The 17,595-nt window shown below is 69.6% G+C and carries 17 protein-coding genes and 1 pseudogene; 1 reads left to right on the plus strand and 17 read right to left on the minus strand.

Features of this window, described 5'->3' with window-relative positions; all coding sequences use genetic code 11:
* Positions 1 to 256: pseudogene (locus tag ACGF0D_RS29530) on the minus strand (hypothetical protein); the annotation flags it as partial.
* Positions 257 to 434: 178 nt separating this feature from the next.
* Between ACGF0D_RS29530 and ACGF0D_RS29535 the strand changes: the two are divergent.
* Positions 435 to 632: a helix-turn-helix domain-containing protein gene (locus tag ACGF0D_RS29535; RefSeq protein ID WP_392921450.1), complete on the plus strand. Its 198-nt coding sequence runs from the start codon at positions 435 to 437 to the stop codon at positions 630 to 632.
* A 971-nt stretch (positions 633 to 1,603) separates the two neighbouring features.
* Here the strand turns inward: ACGF0D_RS29535 and ACGF0D_RS29540 are convergent.
* The 16 genes from ACGF0D_RS29540 to trmD all read right to left on the minus strand — a co-directional run bounded on the left by ACGF0D_RS29540 (position 1,604) and on the right by trmD (position 17,579).
* Entirely contained in the window at positions 1,604 to 1,924 is a 321-nt protein-coding gene (locus ACGF0D_RS29540; protein WP_392921376.1) for a hypothetical protein, read from the minus strand.
* A gap of 442 nt (positions 1,925 to 2,366) precedes the next feature.
* The gene (locus ACGF0D_RS29545) at positions 2,367 to 2,888 is read right to left on the minus strand and encodes a hypothetical protein (RefSeq protein ID WP_392921379.1); all 522 of its coding nucleotides are present in this window, start codon (positions 2,886 to 2,888) and stop codon (positions 2,367 to 2,369) included.
* Positions 2,885 to 5,056 (minus strand): hypothetical protein, encoded by a 2,172-nt coding sequence (locus ACGF0D_RS29550; RefSeq protein WP_392921381.1) that lies wholly within the window; start codon positions 5,054 to 5,056, stop codon positions 2,885 to 2,887. The genes ACGF0D_RS29545 and ACGF0D_RS29550 overlap by 4 nt, the downstream gene beginning before the upstream one ends.
* A complete protein-coding gene (locus ACGF0D_RS29555; protein ID WP_392921384.1) occupies positions 5,053 to 6,852 on the minus strand; it encodes a hypothetical protein in 1,800 nt (599 codons plus the stop codon). Before ACGF0D_RS29555 ends, ACGF0D_RS29550 begins: the two co-directional genes overlap by 4 nt.
* The gene (locus tag ACGF0D_RS29560; RefSeq protein WP_392921387.1) at positions 6,849 to 8,306 is read right to left on the minus strand and encodes a site-specific integrase; all 1,458 of its coding nucleotides are present in this window, start codon (positions 8,304 to 8,306) and stop codon (positions 6,849 to 6,851) included. Before ACGF0D_RS29560 ends, ACGF0D_RS29555 begins: the two co-directional genes overlap by 4 nt.
* Positions 8,260 to 8,712, minus strand: coding sequence for a hypothetical protein (locus ACGF0D_RS29565; protein WP_392921389.1), 453 nt, complete (start codon positions 8,710 to 8,712; stop codon positions 8,260 to 8,262). The genes ACGF0D_RS29560 and ACGF0D_RS29565 overlap by 47 nt, the downstream gene beginning before the upstream one ends.
* The gene (locus ACGF0D_RS29570) at positions 8,709 to 10,424 is read right to left on the minus strand and encodes a YifB family Mg chelatase-like AAA ATPase (protein ID WP_392883796.1); all 1,716 of its coding nucleotides are present in this window, start codon (positions 10,422 to 10,424) and stop codon (positions 8,709 to 8,711) included. Before ACGF0D_RS29570 ends, ACGF0D_RS29565 begins: the two co-directional genes overlap by 4 nt.
* 1 nt (position 10,425) lies before the next feature.
* Entirely contained in the window at positions 10,426 to 10,890 is a 465-nt protein-coding gene (locus ACGF0D_RS29575; RefSeq protein WP_392883868.1) for a YraN family protein, read from the minus strand.
* A gap of 225 nt (positions 10,891 to 11,115) precedes the next feature.
* On the minus strand, positions 11,116 to 11,442 hold the full coding sequence (locus ACGF0D_RS29580; RefSeq protein WP_030056781.1) for a DUF2469 domain-containing protein: 327 nt from the start codon (positions 11,440 to 11,442) through the stop codon (positions 11,116 to 11,118).
* Positions 11,443 to 11,497: 55 nt separating this feature from the next.
* A complete protein-coding gene (locus ACGF0D_RS29585; protein ID WP_392883797.1) occupies positions 11,498 to 11,971 on the minus strand; it encodes an NUDIX domain-containing protein in 474 nt (157 codons plus the stop codon).
* Positions 11,972 to 12,083: 112 nt separating this feature from the next.
* Entirely contained in the window at positions 12,084 to 12,836 is a 753-nt protein-coding gene (lepB, locus tag ACGF0D_RS29590; protein WP_392921392.1) for a signal peptidase I, read from the minus strand.
* A gap of 160 nt (positions 12,837 to 12,996) precedes the next feature.
* Positions 12,997 to 13,995, minus strand: coding sequence for a signal peptidase I (gene lepB / locus ACGF0D_RS29595; RefSeq protein ID WP_392883799.1), 999 nt, complete (start codon positions 13,993 to 13,995; stop codon positions 12,997 to 12,999).
* A gap of 243 nt (positions 13,996 to 14,238) precedes the next feature.
* Positions 14,239 to 15,018, minus strand: a complete 780-nt coding sequence (gene lepB, locus ACGF0D_RS29600) for a signal peptidase I (protein WP_392921395.1) — start codon at positions 15,016 to 15,018, stop codon at positions 14,239 to 14,241.
* Between the two features lie 193 nt (positions 15,019 to 15,211).
* Complete coding sequence (gene lepB / locus ACGF0D_RS29605) at positions 15,212 to 16,177, minus strand: signal peptidase I (protein WP_392921398.1); 966 nt, start codon at positions 16,175 to 16,177, stop codon at positions 15,212 to 15,214.
* A 78-nt stretch (positions 16,178 to 16,255) separates the two neighbouring features.
* Positions 16,256 to 16,606, minus strand: coding sequence for a 50S ribosomal protein L19 (rplS, locus tag ACGF0D_RS29610; RefSeq protein WP_030306736.1), 351 nt, complete (start codon positions 16,604 to 16,606; stop codon positions 16,256 to 16,258).
* A 154-nt stretch (positions 16,607 to 16,760) separates the two neighbouring features.
* On the minus strand, positions 16,761 to 17,579 hold the full coding sequence (gene trmD / locus ACGF0D_RS29615; protein ID WP_392883869.1) for a tRNA (guanosine(37)-N1)-methyltransferase TrmD: 819 nt from the start codon (positions 17,577 to 17,579) through the stop codon (positions 16,761 to 16,763).
* Positions 17,580 to 17,595 lie beyond the last annotated feature (16 nt).

The raw sequence follows: 17,595 nt of genomic DNA on the forward strand, positions 1-17,595 counted from the left end.
CTTGAGCACGATCAGGTACATCGGCGTCACGAACAGCCCAACCATGGGGCCGACTCCTGCCGAAGACGTGGTGCCCATATGACCCGATGAAATCAGCCTTGTTGACCCAATGCCTCAGAACCTCAGGATGGATGCCCAATAGCTCCCCCACTGCCCTCACAATGCCCGACCGGCCAGGCTCGGCTCGCTTCTGCTCGACAACCATCTGGACGCCGCGCTCGATCAGCTCAGGCGGGTACTTCCTCGGGGCAGGCATGGCGCTTCCTCTCGAAGAGTCACACTCCACCGCCGGTCACCCCGCGGTTCGGCATGCTTAAAGCAACGATCAGCGCCGATTATGCACAGCTGTTCATGGCAGTCAAATGGCCTTCGGTGTTCGAGTCGAAGCCGTGTCGCCAACAGACCCTCCGGACCCCCAGCTCCATCGGTTCGGCATGCACTTGCGGCGCCTCCGCGAGGATCGCGGGCTAACACTTGAAGAGCTGGCAAGCAGAAGCGGGCTTAGCTTCCGGGGCGTGGTCTACATCGAGCATGGACGACGCAATCCAAGCTTGACCACTCTGCTCAACCTTGCACGCGGACTGCAGGCAGAACCATCTTCTCTTCTAGTCATCTTTGATGATCAAGGATGAACTCTGACAACGACCCGATCGGCAATGAATCCAGAGCACCACAAGCCCCGTGCTTGACCGTTCTCAACTTTGGACTCAACTCTCGATAGCCCGTTTGGCAAGACTCCACGGCAGGCCACTCCTGGCCGATCAGTTGATTCCTTGGGTCAGAAATCCAATTAATCACCCACATGAAGAGCGTGAGCGCTGATCAGCTAGAGTTGGGTGCTGCCCGCCGGGCTTCGTACCTCAGCAGGTACGTCTCAAATATTGGCAAGGGCGCAATCGCTCGGCCGACTGCTTCATACCAGGCCAATCCTTGAGTGTTGCACAATGGACAGAGGTAGCCCCGCGTACACTTCCCGCAATTTGCACCCTTGGTGTTGCAGCACGATCTGTCATGGTCAACATGGAATGCATTTTCGCCTGGCTTCCATTGCCGATTGCAGATATCGCAGCAATGGTTGCGCGATGCCCGGAAATCCCGCAGGGCCTCAAGCGAAGGGAAATTGAACCTCTTCATAATCAAATAGTCGCCATTGCAACCCCTGCAGTATGTTGACCGCCCACTGACCTGAGCTGACGAAAGAGCGAACGCCTCCAGCGGCTTCACCTCGCTGCAGGCCGTGCATAGCTTGAGCCCCTGGGCCCTCAGCTCCTCAGCCCGTTCCTGACTGATGCGCCGAGTGTAGAGCGGCACGAGCTCCCGCCCCTGATCTCTCTGCTGATAATGACCATTGCACAGACCGTCGCTGACGGTGGGCCGCCCGCAAGGATCAGCTGAGGTGTTTCCACCGGGCTGGAAAGTGCAGAACTCTGGCTTAGTCCTCCGGCGCTTCCTGATCGGCCCGAGCTTCTTTCCGTCGGCTCGCTGTTGATTATGGGCGTCACAAAGTCGATTGGACCGCATCGGCCGCACACAGGGGGGAAATTCCGACCCTGGGGGAAATGCTTGACAAGTCTTGTACGGCAGGCCGCTGGCAATCTCGCTATCAGTCACGGTGGGGCCGCATCGTGGGCTCGATCAACTCACGACCATCGACGGTAAATCGGAGCCAGTCCCCACGCTCCAGATCGTAAATATCCCAAAACTCGGGATTGAAGACGAACCCGTCATCGAACGTCATGCATCCATCGGCAGTTCCGGGGCCATTAGGGACTACGACCCCCCTGAATTTCTCCGGCCGGAAGGCATGCCCCCTCCAGCCATCGGTGATCTCCAACCTTCGCCCAATGAAGGCTTCCCAGTTGACTCCGGCAGGGCACCGCGGGGCCTTGGCGTGCCACTGCCGCCAGGGCGTCTCATCGCTCATGGCCGGCACCGTACACAGGACATCTGACATCTAGTCACATCGCGCTTGCTTCGCCCCGCCTACCTCAGCGTTCTTGGCGGAGTCCTCACGCTTGGCTGACGCCAGTCGGTACGGTGTAGCCGACTGGATGGAGGTGGCAGGGGCGAGCCCGGTCCGGTGGCCACCCACGCCTCTTAAGCTCAAGAAGGCCGTGGCCAACCTGCTGGCCAGCCGAGTGAATCGTATTGCCCGCGCCAGAGAGCGGTCATCGAGTCCAAGGCGACGGCTCGCGACCAGGTCGTAGAGCTCTCCCATTCGCCACCAGACGGCATGTACGTTCGAGCTGGAGTCGATCACAGACCCGGACCTGAACCTGGATCTGGCCCGCCGACGACCTCCGTCCGGGCTTGTGGCCGACACCGCTGCAGCCGGGCACCGTTCTAGGTGCCCGGCTGCGGTGATCTCAACGGGCATTCGGAAGGAAACGGACGTTTCCGTGGCCCTCGGCCGCCTGCTTGCGGAGCTGGTCGTTCTCGACCTCCAGGACATGGATGACCCGGGCCATCTGGGCCGCCTCCCGCTTGAGCTGCTGGTGCTTGGCCCACAACTCGCTGTGACGGCGCTTGAGGTCGTCGTCCTGGGCCTGGCGCTGGGCGGGGACGGGCGACCGCTCCATGGTCTTGACCAGTGCGTAGAACAGGTCCTTCAAGCCGGTGTGCTTGTGGGTCAGCTTGTTGCGCCGCAGGCCCGCTTCCTCGGCCAGCGCTTTCACGGTCAGCTGCCCGTCTGACCGCAGTGGCGCCCCGACGAACAGCCGGATCATCGCCTCGGTGATCGCCTGGATCTCGTGGGCGTCGTCGGGCTTGGCGGCCTGGGACACCTCGGCGCTCTGGGCGAGGAGTGTGCCGATGACCTGAGCGATGTCGGCAGCCTGGCCCTTCGGACTTGCGACATCGCCGGCGGTCTGCGGATCGGGCTGGGTCACGTCCGGTCTCCGGTGGTCGGGGCGGGGTAGATACGGGTGCGCTCGTGCTTGTCGATGATCTCGGCGAGCGTCGCGCGCCGTTGTTCGAGGCGCCGGGTGATCGGCAGGGGGTTGAGACCTTCGGCGCACTCGGCGTCGATGTCCGTGATCTCCGCCTTCGCGCGCTCAATGTGGGTGTCGGTGCGGGCGATGTTCGGGCAGGCCGCCTGGCACCGGTCGTGGCTCGGTGTGCGCTGGGCGGGCTCCTGGCCGGGCCGCTCGCGCTGGCACAGTGCGGTGTAGGGGTCGAAGTTGCAGGCCAGCAGGGAGCGCTCATGCTCGAACACCTGGAGCTTCGGGTTCCTCCGGATCGCTTTCAGCTGCCGTGTGGTCACGAAGGCGCCCGCGAACTTGTTGCCGTACTCGCTCACCGCCGCCAGGTACCGCTCGGCGGCCGCGCCGCTGACCCCCTCGCCAGAGGCGAGCCGCTCGGACGCCTCGGCGAGAGAGTCGGCCATCGCCAGCCCCTGCTCGAAGTTCAGGATCTGGAGCATGTCGGCCTTGGAACGGCCAGCGTACGACTCTCCCATGGTGGTCTCGACATGGCCGTACTGGACCCCAAGCGCGATCCGGCCGCCGGGGCGGTGGTAGACGAACCACGCGACCGTACGCCTGAAGCGCACCAGGACCACCGCGCCGTCCGGGTCCTCCGGGATGAACTCGTGCGGGCGGTCGTGAAGCTGGGACTGCTCGTTCGCCCACGCGATGAACTTGGCGATCCACGCGGTCACCATGTCCTGGCTCGCGACCGGGAGCGGGATCTCCACCGGCTTCGGCTTCGTCGTGAGGCTGTGGGGAAGCAGGAAGCGTTCGTCAGTCAGCTCTTCCAGGACGGCGACGGCCTGGTGGACCGGCTCGATGACGATCCACGGGTCCTCTCGGATCTCCCCGCCGACCTGGGTGTTGCCGTCCTTGTCCCGGACCCCGCTGAAATGCCTCCCAGTGATCTTGTACCGGACCGTGCCGTCCTCGCGTTCCTCCGTGGACCGGCAGCCGCGTTCCAGGTGAAGAGCCTCTTCCGGGCGCATTCCGGAAAGGTAGATGATCACCACAGTCGCGGCAGCAGCGAGGCAGATCGCAAGGTCGGGCACCTGTCCGAAGTCGATCTTCTCAGTCCACGGGCGGTCACCGATCTTCGCGGTGATAGGGAGGTCGAGCGGGGCCCCGACACCGAAAAGGTGCGGCGGGAACTCCTCGGGGCGGTCGCGGACGAAAGAGCTCACCTGGGTCGGTGCCACTTCCAACAGCCCAGCCAGATACTGGGCGGCGATCGGCAGCCTGCCCGCCCTCGGCGTCGGATCGATCTTCCGTCGGGCGTCGGTCGGGATCTTCTGGCCGCCGTCCACCAGCTGCCTCAAGTGGTCCCTGATCGTGGCCCGGCCGCTCTTGACCGCGCTGGGGGCCGCCCGTGCCAGCAGGCGCTCTCGCTCGCGAACGGCGGCGAGGATGTCGGGGGCCAGGTCGGTGACCATGCGGATCGCCCAGACCAGCAGCGGCGACATGACGGCCGGATGGATGACCGGGGTACTGGCCTCGCCCCCGGTCGAGGCACGCTCGCCCAGGTAGTCCGCGTGGCTGGCACCCTCGTCCTCCCAGGGCGGCATCGGTATCCGGTCCTGCGGCAGGAGGTAGGGGGCATACGCCCACAACCGGGCGAGCGAGGACAAGTGACGCTGGTTCTCGGGCCAGGACCGGCCCTTGGACGGCAGGGTCAGGGCGAAGGACTCCATCAGCTCCCGCGTCACCTCCGCCAGGCTGGTGATGCCCTCGGAGTCAAGCCAGAGGGCGAACTCCTTCCAGCCGCGGAATACCGCCTGGAGCGTCCCGGGGTGGACGGACGGCACGGCGCCGCGCTTCTTGTCCAACAAGAAATCAGGGGTGGGGATGTTGACGACGGCCCAGCCCGCGCGCATCAAAGAGCCTCGGAAAGCCTCCGGCACGTTGGCCCAGTTGACGGAGTAGTACTTGGTGATCTGGCTGTGGTCGGCGTAGGCGAGGTTCCACCTCAGCTGGCCGAAGCGCGGCCATGCCTCCGGGCTGGTGCCGGGCCGGATGCGGTGCGGCGAGAACAGCAGGTCGGACGGCGCCGGGTTGACGAGCGTCCCCGCCCAGGCGGCGGCGGTGTTCACGAATCGAGCCTCCTGTCGAGCATCCGGTCGATGAGCTGCCGGTCGCGTTCAGCAACCTCGGCCAGCAGTGCCGGCCGGGCGCTCTCGCTGGTGTGGGTGTTGAGGAAGTCGTTCACGCGCAGGTGGTGGGCGGCCCAGTCGGCCTGCCACACGGAGCCACTGACGGCTGACCGCAGAGCCTCAAGAGCCCGGTGGAGGTAGACGATGCGCGGCAGGTCGCGGCCGGTCGCCAGGGCGTTCGGGCACGCGAAGCACAGCAGGAAGGACACCGAGCACGGACCGGCCGGGGTGAGGGGGCTGTGGTCGAAGTCGGTGCAGGACGCCACCGGCGTCTGAAGCTGCCCGGCCACGACGCCAGCCGCCGTGTCGAGCGGCAGACCGGTCTGCTTCGCGACCAGTTCAGCGTCATGCGCCCCGTCCCCGGTGGCTCCGGCGATCATGCGCATCGCGACCTGGTCGAAGGCATGCGACATCGCGGCGTTCAGGCCCGCTTCGACCACTGTGCGGGATTCCTCGCGGACCGTGGTGTCCCTCATGAGGTAGTCCGCGTCGTTGACGGCGTCGGTGTTGTTACGAGCCCTGCCGTAGAGCGCCTGCGCGGTGTGGCGGGTCAGCCGGGCGCTCACGTGCGGCAGGTCGACACCCTCGGCCTTCGTCCGCTGCGACCAGTCGGCGATCCAGGAGGCGAGGAGTTGGCCGTCTTCGGAGGTGCGGAACAGCCCCTTCTTGTAGCCGCCGCCGCGCGGCAGCTTCCGGGTCACCAGAAGGGCTGTGGTCGGGGTGCCCATGGCCGCCATGGTCGTGCGGACCTGGGCGGTCATGTCGATGATCTGCTTCATCGCCGCACCGGCCGTGCCCTCCCCGGCGTTGATCAGGTTGTTGCTGTTGAACCGCAGGCGGGGGCGCCGCTGCTTGTCCGTGTCCAGCCGGAAGATCGCCGGATCGGGGTCGTTCTCGTCGGCGTTCGGCCACTGACGTGGCAGTTGCAGCTTCTTGAGCACCGAGAGGTTCCAGCCCTCGTGGCAGATCAGCAGGACGGCGGCTGCCCCGATCTCCCACGGGTACGGCCACAGACGCGCGCATGCCGCCTGAAACCCCCCGTCCGCGGTCAGTACCCGCGACTCACGGCGGGTTGGTCCCGACGGGAAGCGCAGAACATCGCCCGTACGACTCAACTGGTCCAGCAGCTCGCCCCACCGCCAGTCCAGCGTCCCGACCTGGATCTCACCTCGGCGCCAGCGCTCCATCAGCGCGGTGTTCTCCGCGATCCGCAGCCGGGCCTCACGGACCGTACGGGCCGCGGCCGTCCGCACCGCGCGCATCTCCCGCTGGGTGAAGCCGCTCTTCAGCGTGCTCTTCTTCGGCTTGATGACGCGGCGCCGCTTGTCGAGCACGGCCCGGGTGTCGGCCCGCAGCGAGGGCAGCTCCCGGACGACCTGCCGCAGGTCACGGGGCGAAGCGGACCTGTGATCCCTCCACTCCCGCCACGCCTCGGGCGTCAGTTCCTCGACCGAGGTCACGGGCGGGTCGAACGCCCCGACGATCTGGATGAACCGCTTGATCTCACCGAAATACGTCTCGGTCGAGTGGGGGCTGTTCCAACTCCGGCGGGCGCACGCGGCGAACGCTGCGGCGAACTCCCGGCCCAGGTCCCCCGGCATCGCGCCGAAGTCCCATGTGCCCAGGTCCTGCCCGTCCTCGGCCACGGCGTGGACCACGAGCCCGGTGTCATCCAGGTTGCTCGCGCGGCGGTAGTCAGCCGGCGGCAGCGCGGCCGGACGCCCTGGGGCACTCACGCGACATCCAAGATCAGGCCGGTCTTCTTCGCGAGCTCGGCCAGGGTGATGTCGTTGATCGGGTTCTCCTCGTCGTTCAGCAGAGATTCAAGCTGTAGTCCTCGCACAGGTTCGAGGTAAATGTCCTTCGTGACCTGCTCGTTTTTGTGTCCGAGCATGTCCTTCACCATCGACCAGATGACGCCGTAGACCTCGGCGTAATGCCGCCGCTCCGCCGGGGTGAGCCCGTAGCGTCGGTCGAGGACGTTGTTCAGGGAGACGAGCATCCGCAGGGCCATGCTGTGGCGGAGCATGTGCGGCGTGGCGTAGACCCCCAGGCCCAGCCGCTTGCAGCGGTCACTGCCCCGCTCGAAGATCTTTGTCCAGCTCTTGTACGCCAGTGGCAGCCCGGTCTCCGTGAGCCAGAGCATCGCCGGTTCGAGACCGTCTTCCCCTTGGATGAACAGCCGCATCCGCTGGGCAACGGTCAGCGTGTCGAAGCTCGCCTCTTCTCGCCGACCATCCACCGTGGTCCAGCGCACGATCCCGCGCCGGGTGATCTCCCGGACCACCAGGCGATCGGGGATCGCCTCGTACAGCCCCCTGGACTGGGCGGTGCGGACCGCCTTGTCCCGCAGACTGATCCGGTAGGCGTTGGCCGACTGCACGGCGCTGTGGCTGACATAGAAGGTGCGGCCGGCCCGCTTGGCGACCTCTTGGCCGACGCGAGACGAGTAGTAGTTGCTCGTGCCCAGGGCAGGCAGCTCGGCTAGCAGGATCGTTCCTGCTTCCCGCCGGCGCAGGCCACTGGAGTACATCAGGTCCGCGCCGGCCACATCGCGGCCGTCGTTGCGGCCCCGGAAGCTGTCGTCCTCAAGCCCGGTCGGCAGCATCCCGCCGAGACCGACGTCCCGCCACAGCCGGTAAGCCCGAGGCAGGAGCCATTTCACGTCGGCGTGCTTCGCGTCGGCGGGCGCCAAGTCGGCGACCTCCACCATCGCGCCGTCACGGCCTCGCACCAGGTGCGTCGTCACCGGGCTCACCGTCATGATGCCGCTGCCCGCAGCCCAGTCGTAGAGCAGCTTGAGGGCGGCTAGCTCGCGGCCCCAGCGTGCACCGCCGATCCGCCGGGGGTTGTCCGCTCCCCGACGCCGCCAGTCCTCCCAGTCGTCCAGGTCCTCCGCTGTTGCCTGGTCCCAGTTCAGGCCTCGCTGCCACAGGAACGTGAAGAACAGCCGGTAATCGGGCGCGTAGGTCTCTTTGGTGCCCTTGCTCCGGGAGGTAAACCTAGATCGCCTGAAGAAGGTGCTGAGCCGCACATCCACCCGGCCGTCCGGCGAAACCAGGATCGGCTGGACGTCGCGGAACTTCAGCGCTCGCTCTCGCCAATCAAGATCGCCCCAGCCCTCGAAGACCCCTTCCGCTGGGTTAGTTGTACCTCCCTGCCCAACCCAGTACAGGCGCCACTCGACCACAACATGTCCCCCCGCTACCGCAACACGACCTCGGACAACACGGAGACTGTAAACAGAAGTCCGAGTCCCCCGGAATGATGAACCGTCCGCCGACGTCGCGTACCCGTTTCAGGTCCATCTGCGGGTCCAGGCCGGGGAGCCGCGCCTGGTACCCGGCCAGCCGGGTGGCGTCCAGCGCGGGGTGGTCGGGCACCGTCCCGCCCCGGATCGCCTTCACCACATCGACGGCGGGGAGTTGGCCGAGCCACCGGCCGACCACCGCGTCGCCCGGTTCGCTGAGCCGGCCCAGCAGCACCCGGGCGAGGCGCTCGGGCTCCGGCTCGACGTTGGCCGCGGCACCGGCCCCGGCCTCGGCCTCGGCCTCGGCCGCGCCGGGAATTCGCGGTTGCCTGAGCAACTGGTTCATGCCTCACCCTCCTGGTTCCGCGGATGTCCGTCAGGCGCCCCCGGCTTCGCGGGCCGGCCCTCTTCCGGGCTGCCGCGCCGCGCCGGGATTCCGCCGAGCCGGCCGAGGACCCGCTCGGTCAGCGGCAGTCCGTGCTCCACCCCGGTGCGCAGGACGAGGGCGCTACGCACGTCCCGCTGGTCCGGCCGGTCGCGTCCGGCGAGGTCGGCGACCGTCCAGGCGACCCGGAGCACCCGGTCCAGGCCCCGGGCGGTCAGCAGCCCCCGCTCCAACTGTCGCGCGGCGTCGTTGAGCGCGCCGCCCGCGAGCTGCCAGCGGGTGCGCAGCTCGTGGCCCGGCACCTCCGCGTTCGTCCGCCACGGGGTACTCGCCAGCCGGGCCGCCGCCCGCTCCCGCGCGGCCAGCACCCTGGCCGCGACGGTCTCGGTGGTCTCCGCCGTGGCGTCCCGCTCCATCAGCTCGACCCGCGTCACCGGGGCCACCTGGACCTGGAGGTCGACCCGGTCCAGCAGCGGCCCGGACAGTCGCCCCTGGTAGCGGCTGACCATGGCAGGGGTGCACTCGCAGCCCTCACCCCGCCGCGAGTACCGACCGCACGGACAGGGGTTGGCCGCCAGGCAGAGCAGGAAGCGCGCCGGGAGCCGCAGCGATCCGGCCGAGCGGGCGATCACCACCTCGCCCGACTCCAGCGGCTGGCGCAGCGCGTCGAGCACCCGGACCGGGAACTCCGGCGCCTCGTCCAGGAAGAGCACGCCCCGGTGGGCCAGCGAGACCGCGCCGGGTCTCGGCAGGCCGCTACCGCCGCCGACGATGGCCGGCATCGTCGTGGAGTGGTGCGGGGCGCAGTAGGGCGCGGTGTCGATCAGCGGACGCCCGACCGGGAGCAGCCCCGCCACCGAGTGGACGGCGGTGACCTCCAACGCCTCCTTCTGGGTCAGCGGCGGGAGCAGCGCGGGCAACCGCTCCGCCAGCATCGTCTTGCCCGCGCCCGGTGGGCCCTTCAAGTAGAGGTGGTGTCCTCCGGCGGCGGCGATCTCCAGGGCCCGCCGGGCCTCGTACTGGCCGGCCACGTCGGCCATGTCGAGCCGGGCCGCCCGGTCGTCGGGCAGGCCCCGCACTCCCGCGCAGGGCAGCATCAGCCCGGCCATCAGCGGATCCGGTCGGCCTCCGATCGGATCGGGCGGCTCCTCCGGTGCCGCCACGCCGGTCAGGTTGGCGACGAGCTGGCGCAGACTGCGGACGCCGATCACCGTCACCCCGGGGACGAGCGAGGCCTCGGGCGCGGTCTGCTCGGCGACCACGACCCGCTCGTACCCGGCGTCGGCGGCGGCCAGCACCGAGGGCAGCACCCCTCTGACCGGCCGCACCCGGCCGTCCAGCCCCAGCTCGCCGATGATCAGCAGGTCGGCGATGGTGGAGGGGTCGAGCCGTTCGGCGGCGGCCAGCACGGCGCAGGCCACCGCGAGGTCGAAGCCGCTGCCGCTCTTGGGCACCGAGGCGGGGCTGAGTCCGACCGTCAGTTTGCGCTGCGGCCAGGCCTCGCCGCTGTTCACGACCGCGGCACGGACCCGGTCGCGGGCTTCGGTGAGCGCCTTGTCGGGCAGGCCGACCAGGGCGAACGCGGCCACCCCGGGCTCCAGATCGGCCTGGACCTCGACGATCACTCCGTCGACACCGACCAGCGCGACGGAACAGGTGCGGGCGAAGGCCATCTCAGACCACCCCCCGCAGGTGGTCGACCAGGGCCGCACCCCGCGCCCGGTTGACCACCGCGACCAGGTCGATCCGCACCCCGCCCGGTGGGGCGGGCGGCCACTGCGGATCGGTGGGCCCCGGGTCGTAGCCGGGCCCGGCCAGCTCGGCGAAGTGACCGGGCCAGCGCTCGGCCATCCAGCGCTCGGCCAGGCGTTGCAGCCGGGCGGCCTTGGTCCGGTCGATGGCCTCGGTGGGCTGCTGGAAACCCCGCTCGGAGCGGGTCTTCACCTCGCAGACCGCCACGGTGTCGCCGTCGAGGGCGACGATGTCCAGCTCGCCCTCGACGCAGCGCCAGTTGAGGTCCAGGATGCGGAGCCCGGCCTCCGCGAGCCGGCGGGCGGCGACCCGCTCCCCGTAGCGGCCGAGCCCGTTCTTGGTGGTGCGGTCCGGGACCGCCCGCGGGGCCTTCCCGGCTGCGGCCATGTCCGGTACGGCCTGGTCCTGCTGGTGCTGCTGGTCCTGCACGACGGTGTGCTGCATGGTGACCACCTCCGCCGAGGAGGCTGCACCAACGCGCACGACGAGGCCCGGGAATTCCCGTTCCCTGTGGATAACCCGGGCCTGTGGACAACTTTTGTCACCCTCAGGGGTGAGAAGCCCCGTTCCCGCGAAATTCGGCTGGACAACGCGGGACGGAGTCGTTCAACGTCAGTTCCCGAAGCCGGACTCGTCCGAGGGCAGCTCCAGATCGCTCTTCGCGAGTTCCTCGATGTTCACGTCCTTGAAGGTCAGCACCCGGACCTTGCGGACGAACCGGGCCGGCCGGTACATGTCCCAGACCCACGCATCCGCCATCGACACCTCGAAGAACACCTCGCCCTGGACCGAGTGCACCTGCAACTCGTAGTCGTTGGTGAGGTAGAACCGTCGCTCGGTCTCGATCACGTACTTGAACAGGCCGACGACGTCCCGGTACTCCCGGTAGAGCTTGAGCTCCATCTCGGTCTCGTACTTCTCGAGATCTTCGGCACTCATCCAGGCGTCCCCTCAACTTGTCACGTCCACCCATTGTGGACCACCGCACCCACGGTCAGAGCCGTACCGGTTCCACCGGCGGGCCCTCGGCCAGCAGCCGCTCCAGGAAGTCCGCCAGACCGACCGGATAGACCGTCTCGGCGGTTCCCCTCAGTTCCTCGACCGTCCACCAGCGGGCCGCGAGCAGCTGGGCGTGCTCGTCCGCGCCCACGCCCGAGTGGTCCAGCCCCGTCTCCGCGGTCCGGGCCAGGTGGAACCACTGTTCCTGCTCGTAACGCTGTCCCCGAAAGGAGAACGACACCGTGCCGTACGCCACCAAGGGCCCCAGGTCCACACCTCGCAGGCCGGTCTCCTCGGCGAGCTCCCGCTCGGCGGCCTCGCGCACGCCCTCGCCCGCCTCCAAGCCGCCCCCGGGCGTGAACCACCACGTCTCCTCCGGGGCGGCCGGGTCGGCCCCCAGGAAGAGGAGGATGCGGTCCTGCCCGTCGAGCAGCAGGATCCGCGCCGCCCTGCGACGCCGTGCTGTCATGGCGGCGCTCCACGCTCCTTCCGTTCGCATCGGTGGCGCTACCGATCCTGCCACCCGACGCGGCCGTCCGGGGCGATGTTCGGCAGAGCGGCCCACCGGGCGACGGCCCCGCTCAGGAGCTGCGCCCCCGGAACCGGCGGGCCAGGCCGGCCACCCCGCCCACCGCCGAGGTCACGAGGATCAGCGCCGCGCCCGCGAGGGTTGCGTAGACGAGGGGTTCCAGCGGGCCGGGCCGCGCGGCCTTCGGGCCCGTGAAGCCGTCGAAGTCGGTGACCCTGCCGAGCAGGCCCATCCGGCCGAACGGCAGCGCGGTGGCCTCGACCCTGGCTTCGACGGCGTCGGCCGGGACGGTCCCGCCGTCGACCTCCAGGTGGGTACGGGAGTCGAGCGAGCCCACCCGGTTGTCGCCGAGCAGGAACAGCCGGCCCTGGGGCACCGTCACGCTGAACGTGGCGCCCTGGTGGCCCTGGGTCGCGAGGTAGGGCTCGTCCACCGGCTGCCCGTTGACCGTCAGCCGGTAGTCGGCTCCGGTGGTGGCGACGGTGTCCCCGCCGACCGCGACCACCCGCTTGACCATGAGCTCGCCGCCCCAGGCCTGGTCCCTGAACACCACCACGTCGCCCCGCCCGATGTCGCCGCCGCCGACCTTGCGGGCGAGCACGGTGTCACCGGCACGCAGCGTCGGGTGCATCGAGGCGGTGGGGATGTTGTACGGCCGGTAGTCGATCGCGATCAGGGCGAAACCGCCGACCATCAGCACCAGTCCGAGCGCCAGCGCGACGCCCTGCAGCACCGCGGCGGGCCGGCGGCGCACACGGGCGGGCGCGGTCGGGTGGTCGGCCGTCTGCTCCACGACACTGCTCATCGACACCGTCCACCTCTGGCCGACCGGAGAACACCACTGGCACGCCGGAGGCACGGGCGGAAAAGCCGACGGGCCGTGGCACGTCCGAGCAGATTACTCGTCGGTACCACGGCCCGCGCAAGAGCCGGGGCCAACCCGGTGGGTCGGGATCCGGTGGAGCTCAGGACTCCCGGCGGCGCTCCGCCCGGCCCCGCACCCGACGCACCAGCGGGAGCAGGGCGACGGCCCCCACCGCACCGGCCACGGGCGGCGCCATCGGCGCGGCCGCCGCCAGGCCCGTCTGGTCGAAGGTGTCCGGCACCGGCAGCGTCGACCAGTGGCTGATCGGCCAGGCCACCACGAAGGCACGCCCGATCACGTTGTTCACCGGGACGGTGCCGCCGCCCGGCTGGTCCATGTGGAAGCGGGAGTCCAGCGAGTTGGCGCGGTGGTCGCCCATCACCCAGATCCGGTCCTTGGGCACCTGGACCGGGCCGAAGGGGTGGTCACCGCACGGGGTGTTGCCCGGGTAGACGTACGGCTCGTTGAGCGCGACGCCGTTGACCGTCACCGGCCCGTCGGCCTCGCACTCGACGGTGTCACCGCCGACCGCGATGACCCGCTTGATCAGGTCCTTCTCGTTGGCGGAGGGCATCAGGCCGACGAAACTGAGCACGTCCTGGACACCGCGGACGAAGGAGTTGCTGCTCTGCTGGGTCGGCTCGTCGTTCAGCCAGCCGCCCGGGTCGTGGAACACCACGACCTCGCCGCGCTCGGGTTCGGCCCCGAACCACGGGGTCAGCTTGTCCACCAGGACACGGTCGCCGACCTGCAGCGTGTTCTGCATCGATTCCGACGGAATGGAGAACGCCTGGACGAAGAAGGTCTTGATCACCAGCGCGAGGATCAGCGCAATGCCGATCAGGATCGGCAGTTCCTTCCAGAACGAGCGCTGCTTGCGCGGATCGGCCGGAGCCTCCGACTCCGACCCGTCCGCGGGCTCGGCACCCGCGTGCGGGGAGTCCGGGGCGTCCTCCGGCCCGGAGCCGCCCTGACCGTCGGCGGTCTGCGCCGCCGAGGCCTCGGCCGAGGCCGCGGACTCGGCGGACCGGTCCGCCCGACGGCCCGAGCCCTCGGGCTCTCCGGCGCCTGATCGGGCGCCGATCACCAAATCCCCCACAACGTCTCCTCCCTGCTGTGCGGACGCCCGTGCGCCCGCGCTCAGAGTGCCGCACAGCGGGCACCACGCTCACCACGACCATGAACGCCTCAGGGCTTGCCCACGGCGGACGCCCCTGACACCAGCACAGCCTCGACCGACGGCCCGGACCACTCCCGGCCGCACCTGCACTTCTCTATCACTCCAAGGCATCCGGCTCGCGGTCCCACACGCGAGGCCCGTCCGGTCGGCGGCCTGCGCGGCTCACTCCGGAGGCCGCCCGGACCGACGAACGACGAGCGGAAGGATGCCCAACACACCCATAACGAGCGGGGGTTCCACAGGAACCGGCCCAACGCCCACCGATTCCGCGGCAGTTCCGCCGGCCTGCGGCATCCGGGCGAGAGAGGAGAGTGAACTCGGCGTATCGAGTTGATGGAAGCGGTCCAGCGGCCAGGCGACCACGAACGCGCGACCGACCACGCCGCTCAGCGGGATCGTCCCCTGTCCCGGATTGCCCATGTGGAAACGGGAGTCGGCGGAGACGTCCCGGTGGTCGCCCATGACCCACAACCGCCCCTCCGGCACCTGGATCCTGAAGGTCTGCCGGGACGGCGGATTGCCGGGCGCGAGGTAGGGCTCCTCCACCGGACGGCCGTTGACGGTGAGGCGCCCCTGGGCGTCGCAGCACTCGACGGTGTCGCCGCCGACGCCGATCACCCGCTTGATCAGGTCCTGCTCGTCGTCGGAGGGCAGCAGCCCGACGAAGGTCAGCACCCGCTTGGCCGCGCCCAGCACCGGGCCGTCCTCGGACGGCTTGCGGTCGTGCTCCAGCCAGCCGCCCGGGTCCTTGAACACCACGATGTCGCCGCGTTGCGGCTCACTGCCGAACCAGGGGGTCAGCTTGTCCACCAGTACCCGGTCCCCGATCAGGATGGTCTGTTCCATCGAGCCGGAGGGGATCACGAACACCTGGACCAGGAAGGTCTTCATCACCAGCGCCACCAGCAGGGCGACCAGGACGATCAGCGGCGCCTCGCGCACCAGCGAGCGCCTGCGCCGGCGGGCCGCCTTGCGGGCACTGCGCCGGCGCTCGGCCCGACCACGCGCCGGCGCGGCCCCGATCGGCCCACGGCCCGCCGCTGCGTCCTCCCCCGGTCCCCCGGCCGTCGCCCCGCCGGCCGTCGACTCCCCGTCCCCCGGTCCCCCGGCCGCGGGGCGGTCGGCGAGCCGCCCCCTACCTCTGGTCCCCATGACCGCCCGTTCCCGCAGTCACGGCGAAGGCCGCGGGCCGGTCCAGGCCGGTCCAGCGCGAGAACGGGTAGACCACCCAGTCCGCACGCCCGATCACCTTCTTCTCGGGCACGAAGCCGCCACCGGGCTCGCCGAGGTGGTCACGCGAGTCCCGGGAGGCGCTGCGGTGGTCACCCATCACCCAGAGCTTGCCGGCCGGCACGATGACGTCGAAGGCCACGCTCGACGGGTCGTCGCCCGGGGAGAGGTAGGAGGTCTCGTCGATCGGCACGCCGTTGACGGTGATCGGCGCGCCCGGGCCGGTGCTGGTCACCCGGTCCCCGCCGACCCCGATCACGCGCTTGACGTAGACGGTGTCCCCGGCCGGGGCCAGTCCGAGGTCCTGGGCGAGGGAGTGCAGGCCGTCCCAGAAGCCGGACGGCGCGGCCGACCCACGCAGGAAGGAGCCCGTCCCGTCGAAGACCACGACGTCGCCCCGCTGGGGGTGGCCGCCGAAGGCGTAGGCGAGCTGGTTCGCGACCAGCCGGTCGCCCGGGCGCAGGGTCTCCTCCATCGACCCGGAGGGCACCGAGAACGGGCGCGCGACGAAGGCGTTCACCAGCAGCAGGGCCGCCAGACAGATCCCGACCAACAGCAGCAGGTCCCGCGAGCGCGAGTGCCCTGGCTCCTCCGCCTGCTCCGAGTCGTCGTCACCGGAGCCACCACCGCCATCACCCCCGTCGCCACCATCACTGCCATCGGCGCCATCGGCACTGCCGGCACCATCGGCGCCCTCGCCGCCGGGGCCACTGTCGCCGGAGCCCTCGGCCCGCTCCTGGCCCTCGGCCTGTTCCGGCACCTCGGCGTGCTCAGGCCCGCCCCCGGAAACGACCGCGGACCGCGACAGCGAGTCCGCACCGGTGGGTGCGGGACTGCCGTCGCGGTCCGCGGATGGTTCGTGCGTGCTCATCGGGGGGTGAGCTTACCTTGCGGCCGTTCGGCCCCCTCGGAGCGTTCCGATCCCCCGGCGAGGCCGGGGGCCGGTGGATCAGCGGTCGCGCTTCTCCTTGATCTTCGCGGCCTTGCCGCGGAGGTCACGCAGGTAGTACAGCTTGGCGCGGCGAACCGCACCGCGGGTCACGACCTCGATCTTCTCGACGACCGGGGTGTGCACCGGGAAGGTGCGCTCCACGCCGACGTTGAAGCTGACCTTGCGAACGGTGAAGGTCTCACCGATACCGGCGCCGTGGCGGCGGATGACGACGCCCTGGAAGACCTGGACACGGGAGCGGTTGCCCTCGATGACCCGGACGTGAACCTTCAGGGTGTCACCGGCGCGGAAGGCCGGAATGTCGCTACGCAGCGAGGCCGCGTCGACAGCAGCGAGCTTGTTGCTCATGTTGCTCTCCATCGCAGGCGCCACGGGCCGCCCACGGAAAGTCGTCACAATGGGGTCTGCTGCGGGCCGCATCGGCTGACGACGATCCCCCCGTGGCGGGGGCGCCGGTCCACGTGCCCCCTACGGAAGGGAACCAGCGACAGACAGCAGCGGCCTATTCTTCCACATCACCGGCCGCGGACCGAAATCGGCCGAGCCGCTCGTCCCAGGCCAGGCCGAGGATGCTCAGCGCCTCGCGCTCCTTCTTGTCGAAGGCGCCGTACTGCCAGCGCTCGACCAGGTCGGGGCGGTTCGCCAGGGTCCGGGCGAAGGCCTGCTCGCGGCGCCAGCGGGCGATCTTGCCGTGGTTGCCGCTGAGCAGCACGTCCGGGACGGTCCGGCCGCGCCACTCGGCGGGCTTGGTGTAGACCGGGCCCTCCAGCAGATCGGCCATCGCGCCCGGCGCGAAGGAGTCGTCGCGGTGGGACTCGGCGTTGCCGAGAACGCCGGGCAGCAGCCTGGCGATCGCCTCGACCATCACCAGCACGGCGACCTCGCCGCCGGCCAGCACGTAGTCGCCGATCGAGGCCTCGACCACCGGCATCCGGGTGGCCGCCTCCTCGATCACCCGGCGATCGATGCCCTCGTACCGGGCGGGGGTGAAGGCCAGCCAGGGGCGGCCTGCCAGCTCCTGGGCGAGCTCCTGGGTGAACGGGCGCCCGCTCGGGGTCGGCACGACCAGCGTGGGCACCTGCCCCTCGGGGCCGGCGGCGACCACCGCGTCCAGCGCCTCGCCCCACGGCTCGGGCTTCATCACCATGCCGGGGCCGCCACCGTACGGACTGTCGTCGACCGTGCGGTGCACGTCGTGGGTCCACCCGCGCAGGTCGTGGACGTGCACGTCCAGCTGGCCGCGGGCGCGGGCCTTGCCGACCAGCGAGATGTCCAGCGGCTCCAGGTACTCGGGGAAGATCGTGACGACGTCGATCCTCATACCGCTCTGCACCGCA

The organism is Kitasatospora sp. NPDC048298, assembly GCF_043201465.1.
GTDB lineage: Bacteria > Actinomycetota > Actinomycetes > Streptomycetales > Streptomycetaceae > Kitasatospora.